General features: G+C 63.0%; 11 protein-coding genes and 1 pseudogene. 4 read left to right on the top strand and 8 right to left on the bottom strand.

Annotated features, from left to right (window positions below):
* Positions 1 to 13: 13 nt before the first annotated feature.
* The 5 genes from eda to ACVMK0_RS05245 all read right to left on the bottom strand — a co-directional run bounded on the left by eda (position 14) and on the right by ACVMK0_RS05245 (position 5902).
* The gene (eda, locus tag ACVMK0_RS05265) at positions 14 to 733 is read right to left on the bottom strand and encodes a bifunctional 4-hydroxy-2-oxoglutarate aldolase/2-dehydro-3-deoxy-phosphogluconate aldolase (RefSeq protein ID WP_476464546.1); all 720 of its coding nucleotides are present in this window, start codon (positions 731 to 733) and stop codon (positions 14 to 16) included.
* A gap of 8 nt (positions 734 to 741) precedes the next feature.
* Positions 742 to 2580 carry a phosphogluconate dehydratase gene (edd, locus tag ACVMK0_RS05260; RefSeq protein WP_476464650.1) on the bottom strand — a complete coding sequence of 613 codons (1839 nt, stop codon included), beginning with the start codon at positions 2578 to 2580 and terminating at the stop codon, positions 742 to 744.
* A gap of 2 nt (positions 2581 to 2582) precedes the next feature.
* Complete coding sequence (gene pgl / locus ACVMK0_RS05255; RefSeq protein ID WP_476464545.1) at positions 2583 to 3392, bottom strand: 6-phosphogluconolactonase; 810 nt, start codon at positions 3390 to 3392, stop codon at positions 2583 to 2585.
* Positions 3389 to 4852 carry a glucose-6-phosphate dehydrogenase gene (gene zwf, locus ACVMK0_RS05250; RefSeq protein WP_476464544.1) on the bottom strand — a complete coding sequence of 488 codons (1464 nt, stop codon included), beginning with the start codon at positions 4850 to 4852 and terminating at the stop codon, positions 3389 to 3391. Before zwf ends, pgl begins: the two co-directional genes overlap by 4 nt.
* Positions 4853 to 4984: 132 nt before the next feature.
* Positions 4985 to 5902 (bottom strand): carbohydrate kinase family protein, encoded by a 918-nt coding sequence (locus ACVMK0_RS05245; protein WP_476464543.1) that lies wholly within the window; start codon positions 5900 to 5902, stop codon positions 4985 to 4987.
* A gap of 23 nt (positions 5903 to 5925) precedes the next feature.
* On the opposite strand from ACVMK0_RS05245, the pseudogene ACVMK0_RS05240 reads away from it, so the two are divergent.
* From ACVMK0_RS05240 to glk, 4 genes and pseudogenes are all read left to right on the top strand, one after another.
* Positions 5926 to 6378 (top strand): annotated as a pseudogene (locus ACVMK0_RS05240) (carbohydrate ABC transporter permease); the annotation flags it as partial.
* Positions 6379 to 6381: 3 nt separating this feature from the next.
* Positions 6382 to 7452, top strand: coding sequence for an ABC transporter ATP-binding protein (locus ACVMK0_RS05235; RefSeq protein WP_476464542.1), 1071 nt, complete (start codon positions 6382 to 6384; stop codon positions 7450 to 7452).
* A gap of 3 nt (positions 7453 to 7455) precedes the next feature.
* A complete protein-coding gene (locus ACVMK0_RS05230; RefSeq protein WP_476464541.1) occupies positions 7456 to 8535 on the top strand; it encodes an oxidoreductase in 1080 nt (359 codons plus the stop codon).
* Positions 8536 to 8581: 46 nt separating this feature from the next.
* The gene (gene glk / locus ACVMK0_RS05225; protein WP_045535540.1) at positions 8582 to 9583 is read left to right on the top strand and encodes a glucokinase; all 1002 of its coding nucleotides are present in this window, start codon (positions 8582 to 8584) and stop codon (positions 9581 to 9583) included.
* Between the two features lie 31 nt (positions 9584 to 9614).
* On the opposite strand, the gene ACVMK0_RS05220 is transcribed toward glk, so the two are convergent.
* Genes ACVMK0_RS05220 through aroE form a run of 3 tightly spaced genes read right to left on the bottom strand, consistent with a single transcriptional unit; the run spans position 9615 to position 12300 of the window.
* A complete protein-coding gene (locus ACVMK0_RS05220; protein ID WP_476464540.1) occupies positions 9615 to 10463 on the bottom strand; it encodes a MurR/RpiR family transcriptional regulator in 849 nt (282 codons plus the stop codon).
* Positions 10464 to 10469: 6 nt separating this feature from the next.
* On the bottom strand, positions 10470 to 11435 hold the full coding sequence (gene tal / locus ACVMK0_RS05215; protein WP_476464539.1) for a transaldolase: 966 nt from the start codon (positions 11433 to 11435) through the stop codon (positions 10470 to 10472).
* 13 nt (positions 11436 to 11448) lie between these two features.
* Complete coding sequence (gene aroE / locus ACVMK0_RS05210; RefSeq protein ID WP_250959888.1) at positions 11449 to 12300, bottom strand: shikimate dehydrogenase; 852 nt, start codon at positions 12298 to 12300, stop codon at positions 11449 to 11451.
* Positions 12301 to 12326 lie beyond the last annotated feature (26 nt).

Genomic DNA, 12326 nt, shown 5'->3' with positions numbered 1-12326 from the left:
GTCAAAAATAGGGTCAAGAAACAATGAAGGCAGGCAATGCCGCAGCCCGTGCCACGGCGCTGGCTTGGCGTGCCAGTTTGGTGACGTGAGCCCAATCGCCCAAGTCTAGTGCAGCCGCTGGGGTGATCCAGGAGCCGCCCACCAGCGCCACATTGGGCAGGGCCAAAAAGGCGCCAAGTTGCTCCAGCCCAATGCCGCCAGTGGGGCAAAAGCGCAACTCGGGCAAGGGGCCGGCCCACCCCTTGAGCAAGCCCACGCCCCCTAGGGGAACGGCTGGGAAGCATTTGAGTAACCCAAACCCGGCTTCCTGCGCCAACATGGCTTCGCTGGCGCTGGCCACTCCGGGGATAAAGGGCAGCGGCGTGGCCATTGCAGCCGCCAGCAGGGATGGCGTGCAGCCCGGTGAGAGGGCAAAGCGGGCGCCGGCGTTGCGCACCGAAGCCAAGTCGGCCGGACGCAGCACCGTGCCAGCACCCACCACCATCTCGGGCACTTGGCGCGCCAGCATTTCGATGCTGGCCAGCGCCGCGGGTGTGCGCAGGGTAATCTCGATGGCATCGATGCCGCCTTCGAGCAGTGCATGGGCCAGCGGGATGGCATATTCGGCACGGGACAATGCCACCACGGGCAGCAAACGGGTGTGAAAGTGGGGCAGGGGGTAGTGCCAGGATTCAGGCGCTGCGAGAGCCTCTGATGCTGCTGCGGCTGCCGATGGGGTGTGGGTGGAGCTCATGGTTGCGTTCAGTGGTTGCCAAACAGGGCCGAGCCACCGCACTCGGGCAAGCCAGCTTGGCGCCTGAAGAACGCAAAAAGCTCGCGCCCAAATCCATGTTCACTGCTGCTCAAGTCTGCGCGCTGAGCACTGCGCGCGCTCCACTCGGTGGCTTCTACCTCGACTTGCAACAAGCCCGCTTCGCAATCGAACAGCACCATGTCGCCGTCGCGCACCTTGGCGATCGGCCCATCGAGCAGCGCCTCGGGGCTGAGGTGGATGGCCGCCGGTACCTTGCCCGAAGCGCCCGACATGCGACCATCGGTAACCAAAGCCACCTTAAAACCGCGGTCCAGTAGGCTGCCCAATACCGGTGTGAGCTTGTGCAACTCTGGCATGCCATTGGCTTGGGGGCCTTGAAAGCGCAGCACAGCCACGAAGTCGCGCTCCAATTGCTTGGTCTTGAACAGATCAAGCAAAGCCTGCTGGCTATCGAGCACCAGTGCCGGAGCGCGCACACGCCGGTGTTCGGGTGCCACGGCCGAGTATTTGACCACCGAGCGGCCCAGGTTGCCTTTGAGCAGCTTGAGCCCGCCGTCTGGTGTGAAGGGGCGCTGAACCGGGCGCAGGACCTGCTCATCGGCCGACTGGCTGGCTGCCTTGCGCCATGCCAGTTGCCCGGAATTGAGCCAAGGCTCTAGGGTGCAGCGGTGCAGGCCCGACCCCATAACGGTTTGCACATCCTCGTGCAGCAACCCGGCGCCGAGCAGTTGGTCAATCAGGAAACCCATGCCGCCAGCGGCATGAAAATGGTTTACATCTGCTTTGCCGTTGGGGTAAATGCGGGTCAACAACGGAATCACAGCGGAGAGTTCGTCAAAATCATCCCAGTTGATAAGAATGCCAGCCGCCCGTGCCATGGCCACCAGGTGGATGGTGTGATTGGTCGAGCCCCCGGTGGCCAGCAAGCCGATGATGCCATTGACCACGGTTTTTTCGCTCACGATGTCGGCCAGTGTTTGCGGCGATTCAGAGCGCGCCAGTTCCAGCACCCGTTGCATCGCGTGGCGGCTCAGGGCCTGGCGCAGCTCGGTGCCCGGGTGCACGAACGAGGAGCCCGGCAATTGCAGACCCATGATTTCGAGCAGCATCTGGTTGGAGTTGGCGGTACCGTAGAACGTGCAGGTGCCGGGGCCGTGGTACGCGGCCTCCTCGGCAGCCAGCAGGGTGGTTCTGTCCACCAAGCCTTGGGCATACTGCTGGCGCACCTTGGCCTTTTCGTCGTTGGATAACCCAGAGCTCATCGGCCCAGCTGGCACGAACAGCATCGGCAGGTGCCCGAACTGCAAGGCCCCGATCAGCAATCCTGGCACGATTTTGTCGCAGATTCCGAGCAACAAGGCCCCGTCGTAGACGTTGTGCGTCAGGCCCACGGCGGTGCCCAGAGCGATCACATCGCGCGAAAAAAGCGACAGCTCCATGCCTTCGTAACCTTGGGTAACGCCATCGCACATAGCGGGCACGCCCCCGGCAACCTGGGCCGTGGCGCCCATCTCGCGTGCCCAAGCCCGCAATTGGGTTGGGTAGCCTTCGTAGGGTTGGTGCGCCGAAAGCATGTCGTTGTAGGCCGTAATGATGCCCACGTTGGGCTGGCGCTCTTGATGCAGCACCAGCTTGTCGACTGCGGGCATGGCGGCAAAGGCGTGGGCAACGTTGGCGCAACCCATGCCAGCGCGGTAACGCTGCGGGCGTTTCGAGGCCGCCGTGGTTTGCATATAGGTGGCGCGGGTGCTGCGGCTGCGCTCTATGACGCGCTGAGTGACTTGCGCCACCACGGGGTGCAACTGGGGGGGGGAGGTGGGTTTCATCATCAGGGTGCCATCCAAACATCAATCGGGCCAGCAGCCCGCTCCAACACAAACGAGACCGGAAATTCGGGCGATGGGGCTTGCAAGGCGCGCTGGTACACCACCAGCTTGGCCGCTCCGGTCAGGGCCAAGTGGCGGTGGCGTGCCGCCAGCACCCACGCGCGCGAAAGCGTAAGACGCGGGTGTGCAGCGGTGCGCGGCTGTGTGAAAACCACCGGTTGCATGCCGTGCAGCGCCTCGTGCAAACCGGGGCTATCAGGAAACCACGAGGCGGTGTGTCCGTCCTCGCCCATGCCCAGCAGCAGCACATCGATCGCCGGCCCGAGCGCGCGCAGGCGCTGGCTGGCGCGCTCGGCCAAGGCCGGGCCCGCGAGATGCCCGTTGTTCGAACGGTCTGCGCCGTGCGCAACGCACTCAGCCCCTGCATCCAAAGCCAAAGGCCAGGGAAGGTCGAGCCAGCCCGTGAAGCGCGCCTGCGCCGCCGCACCTTGCAACAAGTGGTTGCGCACCAGCAGGGCATTGCTGTCTGGGTGGTCTTCGGGCACGCAACGCTCATCGACGAGCGTGATCTGCACCCGCGCCCAATCTACGTCTTGCTGGCGCAAGTGCTCAAATAGGGCGATGGGCGAACGCCCACCCGAGAGCGCCAGCGTAGCCCTCCCGCGCTGTGCGATTGCGGTTTGTAATTGCTGTGCGATCCGCTGCGCTTGCACCAAGGCCATCGTGGCAGCGCAAGCGCAGCGGTGCACGCGCGGACCGGGCTCAGGTTCAGGGCCAGCTGTTGGCGTGGCTTGGGCGGCGCTGGTGCTCATGATTCCTCAAACCAGTTACAGCCCTCGCGGGCCATCAGGGCCGACGAAGCAGCCGGCCCCCAGGTCCCAGCGGTATAAGGTCGCGGTTTGTCGCTCTGTGACTGCCAGCCTTGCAAAATGGGGTCAACCCAGCGCCAAGCGGCTTCCAGCTCATCTCGACGCATGAAGTGAGTCAACCGCCCTTTGATCACGTCCACCAGCAGCCGCTCGTAGGCATCGGCGCGCCGACCGGCAAAGGCCGATTCGAGGTCGAGGTCGAGGAAGACCGGTTTCATGCTCATGCCAGAACCGGGGATTTTGGCCATCATTTGCAATTGGATCGACTCCTCGGGTTGCAAGGTGATGATCAGGCGGTTTGGGTGTTCAGCGTGAGGCTGGGCACCGAAGATCGAAAATGGTGGTTGGGCAAAATCGATCACGATCTGCGAGCGCCGCGTTTGCAGCCGCTTGCCAGTGCGCAAGAAAAAGGGTACCCCTGCCCAGCGGGCATTGTTAATTTGGGTGCGCAGCGCCACAAAGGTTTCGGTTTGGCTGTTGGGCGGTACGTTGGCCTCGTCTAGGTAGCCGCACACCGATTCGCCTTGAGCTGCCCCGGAAATGTACTGGCCACGCACCGTGTGCTGGCGGATGGCCGCAGCGTCGAGCCGCTGAAGGCTGCGCAAAACCTTGAGCTTTTCATCGCGCACGTCATCGGGGTCTAGGGATATGGGGGGTTCCATGGCCACGATGCACAGCAGTTGCAGCAGGTGGTTTTGCACCATGTCGCGCAGCGCACCGGTCTGGTCGTAAAAACCAGCCCGGTTGCCCACGCCTACCGATTCGGCCACCGTGATTTGTACGCTGCGTATGCTGGGGGCGCGCCACAGCGGCTCAAAAATGGCGTTGCCAAAGCGCAGCACCATCAGGTTTTGCACCGTTTCCTTACCCAGATAGTGGTCGATACGGTAGATTTGTTGTTCGTCAAAATGGCGCGCCACGGCCTCGTTGATCACTTTGGCAGAGGGCAGGTCGTGGCCAAGCGGTTTTTCCAGCACCACCCGCGCTTGCGCATTGACCAGTCCGGCGCCATCAAGGTGCTGGCAAATCTGCGTGAAAAGGGTCGGGGCGGTGGCCAAGTAGTACACGCGCTGCGCCTGCGGCGTAAGGCAAGCGGCCAAGCGAGCGTAGTCTGCTGCTTGGGTGGCGTCAAGGGGCACGTATTCGAGCCGCTGCAAAAACGCCTGCCACGCAGCCGGGTGCAGTTTGCTGTCCTCGATGTGCTTGATGCTGGCCCCTTGCACGAACTCCACGTACTGAGCGGTGTTCCAGGCTTGACGGCCCAGCGCAATGATGCGGGTGGCCTTTGGCAAGCGCTGGTGCGCGTGCGCCATGTACAGCGCAGGCAAGAGCTTTCGCCATGAGAGGTCACCGGCCCCTCCAAAAATTAGCAGATCAAGCGCGCGTTCTGTTGCTGCGGTCATGGACGCATTCCGGTTTTTTGCATTGGATGGCAAGATTGCAACAAAGTTACACGAAGTGGGCGAAGATGGGGCAAAAAATGGGCTGGGTGTGAAACCCTATGTGCGTCCACGCAGTGGGTGCGGCCAAGGTCATCAGAGTTCTTGCTGCCAAGCGGGCTGGCAACCTTGCTGGCGCAAGTTGAAGGCAGCGCAGCGACTGGCCATAACCAATGCATTTTGCAGGGTTTGGGCCGTTGGTATGCGCCATGGCGGGTTAAAAGCACCCGCGGCATCGAGGGCGTGCAAAAAGCCAGCGTAGCTGCAATCGCCCGCACCCACGGTGTCGCATACGGGAGTATTGGGGGCCGGTTCATGCCAGGCGCCCTCAGCCGTCAGGCACCATGCACCCAAGGAGCCACGGGTCAGCAGCACCACTTGGGTGGTGTCGTTGAGCAGCGTGCGGGCCGCGTGCAGCGGGTCGTGACCAAGGCCGAGTTGTTGCAAGTCTTCGTCACTGACCTTGAGTACGCGCGCCTGTGGCATCACGCGCAGCAGCAGTTCGGTGTAGGCGCCGTTGTCGGCTCCAGGCAGCCGACGCACGTTCACATCCACGCTGGTGCAGATGCCCTGCTGGTTTAGCTCGCCCAAAAACCCGGCCCACGCATATCCGTCGGGCGGAAACAGCGCCAGCGATGCGATGTGAAACACGGTCTGAGGGCCAGCTACGTGTTTTTTTACCAATTCGGGGCTGTAGTCGCGGTCGGCCACACCCTCGCGGTAGAACCGGTAAGCGGGCGAGCCGTCGGGTTGTATGTGCACCAGCGCTAGGCAGCTGGGCAGCTCGCTGCGTTTGCCCGCAAATTCGACGCGGCTCTCTAGCAGGGCATTGAAAAATTGCTCGCCAAAGGTGTCGGTGGACAAGGGCGTGACATAAGCCACCTGGGAGCCTAGGCGGCCGAGCGCACGCGCCAGATTCCAAGGCGAGCCGCCCAAGGCGGGTGCAAAGCTGCCATCGCTGCGGGCGATCAGGTCGACAATGGCTTCGCCGGCCACAACGAAACGGGTATGCATGGGTGCGCTCACTATGGGGTTTGGTGTTGGGCTGGTTGGGTTTGGCCAGTTCCATTTGGGGTCTGATTTTGGTGCACGTGTTGGCAGGAATTCCTACCACGACCTTGTTTTTCCGAAACTATTACGTCGGCTTGCCTGATGAGTTGATCAAGGCAGCGCAACTCGATGGCGCTACGTTTTGGCAGATTTTCTGGCTTATCGTGGTGCCGCTCTCAACCCCGATTATTGTGGTAACGCTGATTTGGCAGTTCACCAACATCTGGAACGATTTTCTATACGGTGTGGTGTTTTCTGATTCTGGCAGCATGCCGATCACCGTGGGGCTGAACAACCTAGCCAACACATCGGGTGTCGTCAAGGAATACAACGTGGAAATGGCGGCGGCGCTGATTGCAGCGCTACCGACTTTGATCATTTATATCGTGGCAGGCAAGTTTTTCTTGCGCGGCCTTACCGCTGGTGCGGTGAAAGGGTGACACATGGGCGCTTTGAGTATCAAGCAAATTCACAAATCATTTACTTCGGGCACGCAGGTGCTAAAGGGCATCGATCTGGAAATTGAAGCAGGCGAGTTTTTGATTTTGGTCGGGCCTTCGGGTTGCGGCAAATCCACCTTGCTCAGCATGATTGCCGGTCTTGATGCGCCAACTTCAGGTCGCATCTTTATCGGTGAGCGCGATGTCACCGATCTGCCCAGCAAAGACCGTGACATCGCCATGGTATTCCAGAGCTATGCGCTTTATCCCAACATGACGGTGGCTAGAAACATAGTCTTCGGTTTGGAAATTCGGAAAATCCCCAAGGCCGAGCGCGAAGCTGCGGTGCAGCGCGTGGCGCAAATGCTGCAAATTGGGCATTTGCTCGATCGAAAGCCGGGACAGCTCTCCGGTGGACAGCGCCAGCGTGTGGCCATGGGGCGCGCTTTGGCGCGTGACCCAGTGTTGTTTTTGTTTGACGAACCGTTGTCCAACCTCGATGCCAAGTTGCGGGTCGAAATGCGCGCCGAGATCAAACTGCTCCACCAGCGCACCCGCACCACCACGGTGTACGTGACGCACGATCAGGTCGAGGCCATGACGCTGGGCGACCGCATTGCGGTGATGAAAGATGGCTGCGTGCAGCAGTTTGGCACGCCAGCGCAAATTTATCGCCGGCCGGCCAACCGCTTCGTGGCCGCGTTCATCGGTTCTCCTGCCATGAATATGGTCGATGCCACTCGTGTGGGCGATAACCTGACCGCTCATGGCGTGGCGCTCGACCTGGATGCGCAACAGGCTTACGCTGTGCGGCATCATGCACACAGCGAACTGGTGTTTGGCCTACGCCCCGAAAACCTTGGCTTTGCCGCGACCGGGCTGCCCGGTATCCTGACCATGATTGAGCCCACCGGGCCCGAGACTTATGCCACGGTGGATACCGCCATTGGTTCCCTTACGGCACGCGTACCCGGCTTGCTCAATGCCCAAGTGGGCGAGCGTGTCTGTGTGCGCTGGGAAGCCGCCGATGCGCATCTGTTTGACCGCCAAAGCGGTCAGCGGCTGGGGCACTAAGGCATGCCGAATCCAGCCGCCATTGGGGTGGCTCTGGTGGGTTGGGGCTATGCAGCCAGCACCATCCACGCTCCCCTGATTGCCGCCACCGAGGGGCTTGAACTGGTGGGTGTGGTCAGCAGCCGCCACGCCAGCGAGCCCTCATCCCTTGCTCCGGCGTTGCGGCAAGCGCTCTTGGGGTGCGTTTGGTTTCCTGATGTGGCGTCTATGTTGAGGCAGCCCAAGGTGCAATTGGTGGTACTGGCCACACCCAACGATACCCACTTTCCGCTGGCCCAAGAGGCGCTGGCAGCCGGCAAACATGTGGTGATCGACAAGCCCTTTGCGCTCACCTTGGCTCAGGCCGATGCCCTGATTGCGCAAGCGCAGACCACACGCCGCTTGCTGACGGTGTTTCACAATCGTCGATGGGACAGTGATTTCCTAGAACTCAAGCAGTTGCTGGCCGACAGCCGGTTGGGGCGCGTGACGCACGTCGAGTCGCGCTTTGAACGCTTTCGGCCGCAAGTGCGCCTGCGCTGGCGCGAATCTGCCCAAGCCGGTGCGGGTTTATGGTACGACTTGGGCCCGCATTTGCTTGATCAGGCCTTGCAGTTGTTTGGCGAGCCCGAATCGATTCAGCTCCACACCCAACACCAGCGCGAGGGGGCGCTGAGCGACGACTGGTTTCATGCCTTGTTGCGCTATCCCCGGCATTGCATGGTTTTGCAGGCCAGCATGCTCGCGGCTTATCCAGGGCCGCGATGGACGGTGCATGGCACCCAAGGCAGTTACCTGCGCCCACATGGTGACAGCCAGGAGGAGGCGCTCAAAGCCGGTCGGTGGCCGGCTAGCGACGCCTATTGGGGGCAGGGCGATGCCCCCGGTGGGCTCACGTTGGTTCAGCCCGATGGGGTGCTGCATCAGCAGACACCGGGAGCCAGCACGGGCGACTGGAGGCAGTTTTATACTCAGCTGGCTTCAGCGTTGTCAGGTCGCTCTGGCGAGCCCCCGGTTACGGCGCTGCAAGCGCGCAGCGTGATGGATTGGCTAGAGCGCGGCTGGCGCAGCGCACCCGGTTGCACGCACCAGTTTTCATCATAGGGGCTGACCCGCCCTCGTAAGCTGTTGCAGTTTCAGGATCGACCCCATGCAATCGGAACCACACGCACCAAGGTTACTGGCCGATATCGGCGGCACCAATGCCCGTTTTGCTTGGCAAGCCTGCTCGGGTGCCGCGCTGGAGGCACAAGCCACGCTTGCTTGCTCCGATTACGCGACCTTAGATCTGGCCATAAATGCCTATATGGAACGGGTGCAGCGTCCGCGCCCCGTGCTGGCTGCGATAGCCATTGCCAACCCGGTGTACGGTGACCAGGTGCAGATGACCAACCACCACTGGTCGTTTTCGATTGCTGCGCTGCGTCAGCGCATGGGTTTGCAGCGGCTCGAGGTGTTAAATGACTTTGTCGCGCTGGCCTTGGCGTTGCCCGATTTGCTTGTGGGCGAAAAACGGTTGCTTAAGAGCTGTGAATTGAAGCCTGGTTCTGGTATCCAAGGAAATTCCGAGAGCCCGAGTGGCCCCTTGGCCCTGATCGGCCCTGGCACCGGCCTGGGCGTATCGGGCTTGCTGCCGATGCCTCAGGGTGGCTGGCTGCCCATTGCCGGCGAGGGTGGGCACGTGACATTGGCCGCCTGCAACCCACGTGAGCAGCGCATGCTGGAGGCCTTGAAGCAGCGCTACGGTCACGTATCGGCCGAGCGTGCCGTCAGTGGCGCGGGTTTGATCGATTTGTATCAGGCTATGTGTTCTGCCGCTTCTTGCACCCCGAACGACTGGACTGCGGCCCAGATCAGCGCAGCAGCGCTGCAAGGCCACCCCCAGGCGCTTGAGGCGCTGGAGCTGTTTTGTGCTTTCCTGGGCACGGTGGCTGGCAATCTGGCGCTCACCATGGGCGCGCGCGGTGGCCTCTACATAGGCGGAGGCATCGTACCCAAACTCGGGGCGTTTTTCGACCAGAGCCCTTTTCTTGAGCGATTTATTGCCAAGGGGCGTTTTCGGGCCTACCTGGAAACAATTCCAGTGTGGGTAATCGTGGCGGAGCAGTCGCCGGCGCTGCGCGGAGCGGCCCGGGTGCTGGAGCGGGTTTGAGGTGCGGCCCCGCTGCGGCACGGCAGGGGGTTCAGTTGTAACGCTTGGCGTGCAACTGCGCCTTGATGTCCATGAGCATCGGCTGCAAGCGTGCGCTGCCTATGCGCAGCGCCAAGCCGGTGGCCAAAATGTCGATGATCAACAGATGGATCAGGCGCGAAGTCATGGGGATGTCTTGTTCAAAGCGTTCGCTGTGATCGGCCGCAAGGTGTATGTCGGTGTTCAGTGCCAAAGGGCTGTCACTGGCCGTGATCGAGACCGTGGTGGCGCAGCGCTGACGCGCGATTTGCGCGGCGTCGAGCAGGTCGCGCGTGCGGCCGGAGTTAGAAATAATCAGCGCCACATCGTCCGGGCCCAGCAGGGCCGCGCTCATGACCTGCAAATGCCCGTCGCAGTGCGACAGCGTGTGCACCCCAAGCCGGAACAGTTTGTGCTGTGCATCTTGGGCCACAATGCCCGAGTTGCCCACACCATAACAGTCGATTCGGCGCCCGCTCTGGTGCGCCCGGTGCAGCGCTTGCACCGCCTGCTCCAGCGCCACCCCTGCGAGGGATTTGCGGTAAGCCAGCAGGGCCGCGATGGTGTTGTCGATCACTTTGAATGCGAGCTCGGGCACCGCGTCGCTCTCGTCCACACTGCGGTGGATATAGGGCACGCCATCGTTCACGGTGCCCGCCAGTTTGAGTTTGAAGTCGATCAAGCCCTTGAAGCCTAGGCTGCGGCAACAGCGCACCACGGTCGGCTTGCTCACCCGCGCCTGTTCGGCCAGCGCGCTCACGGGCAAGAGCGCAAAGCGCTGCGGGTCTTGCAGCACCAATTCCGCTACCCGGCGCTCGGCCGCCGAGAGCGAGGGCAGACTGGCGTGGATGCGCTCGAGCATATGCGATCAACGCCCCTGCCGCGCCGCGATCAGTTGCTCGAGCCGCACCGAATCGGCGCAAAAGGCGCGGATGCCTTCGGCCAGTTTTTCGCTCGCCATGGCGTCTTCGTTGAGCGCGAGGCGAAAGCTGGCTTGGTCGTGCTGCAGCGGTTGCAGATCGAGGGCGCGCGCGGCGTCGGCGTCGAGGGCGCGCGGCAGCGCGTCGGTGCTGGCCACCGGTTGCGCCAGTTGCGCCAGCAGTTCGGGGCTGATGGTGAGCAGGTCGCAGCCGGCCAGCGCCACGATCTGGCCGCAGTTGCGAAAGCTCGCACCCATGATCTCGGTGCCGATGCCAAAGCGCTTGTAGTACTCAAAAATGCGCCGCACCGACTGCACGCCGGGGTCGTGGGCGCCAGCGCGGGCGGCTTCGTCCCACTGGCTGCCGGCCTGCTTTTTGTGCCAGTCGTAAATCCGGCCCACGAAGGGCGAAATGAGCTGCACCCGGGCCTGAGCGCAGGCCAGCGCCTGGCAAAAGGCGAACAGCAGCGTCAGGTTGGTGCGGATGCCGCGGCGCTCGAGCTGCGCTGCGGCCTCGATGCCCTCCCAAGTGGCGGCGATCTTGATCAGCACCCGGTCGCTGGGCACGCCTTCGGCTTGGTAGAGCGCCATCAGGCGCTCGGCGCGCGCGATGGTGGCGGCGGTGTCGAAGCTTAGGCGCGCATCGACTTCGGTCGATACCCGGCCGGGGACGATGGCCAGAATCTCGCAGCCGAAACGCACCAGCAGCCGATCGACGATCTCGTCGCTGGGCCGGCCGCCAAAGCGCGCCACGGTCTGCGCCAGCAGCGGGGCGTAGTCGGGTTTTTGCACCGATTTGAGGATCAGCGAGGGGTTGGTGGTCGCGTCTCGCGGCTGGAACTGCGCCAGTTGCAAAAAGTCGCCGGTGTCGGCAACCACGGTGCTGTGCTGTTTGAGGGCTTCGAGCTGGTTCATGGTGGGGGTGCGTTTAGTTCAGGGGCACGCTCAGGCGCTGGATGAGCGCGCTGGTTTCGGGGCGCACGCCGCGCCACCAAGCAAAGGCTTCGGCGGCCTGCTCGACCAGCATGCCCACGCCGTCTGCGAGCTGGCGCACGCCGGCCTGCTGGGCCTGGCGCAAAAAGGGCGTCAGGCCCTTGCCATAGACCATGTCGTAGGCCAAGCCCTCGGGCTTGAAGGCATGGGCGGGCAGCGGCAGCGCCTCGGCGCTCAGGCTGGCCGAGGTAGCGTTGAGCACCAGGTCGAAACTCTGGGCGAAACGCTGGGGCTGCGCCAGCGCCTCAAAACCGCCGCCGTGCAACACCGCGGCATCGGCCCCCAGCGCGACGAACTCGCGCACCAGCGCCTCGGCCTTGGCGGCGTTGCGGTTGAGCACCCACAGCTGCGCCGGTTGGGCGCGCAGCAGCGGCAAAATGGCCCCGCGGCTGGCCCCGCCGGCCCCGAGCAGCAGCACCGTGCGGCCGGCCAGCGGCTGGCCCAGGTTGTGGCTCAGGTCGCGCACCAAGCCGCTGCCGTCAAAGTTTTCGGCCAGGCAGCGCGTGCCCTCAAACTTGAGCGCATTGGCGGCCCCGGCGCAGCGCGCGCTCTCGGCCAAGTCGGTGGCGTAGGCGCAGGCGTCGAGCTTGAAGGGCAGCGTCACGTTCACGCCGCGGCCGCCGCCGGCGCGAAAGCGCTCCACGGTGGCGGCAAACTGACCCGCCCCCAAGGGAGCTTCGATGGCTTCGTAGCTTAAAGTTTGGCCCGTGGCAGCGGCAAAAGCGCGGTGGATGGTGGGCGATTTGCTGTGGCCTATGGGGTGGCCGATGACGGCGTAGCGGTCCATTCGCAGGCAGATAGTGGAGTGGCGAT

The sequence above is a fragment of the Serpentinimonas sp. SSL01 genome (assembly GCF_056323735.1).
Note: the sequence above shows the minus strand (reverse complement) of the source record. Positions and strands in the feature narration are given on the sequence as shown.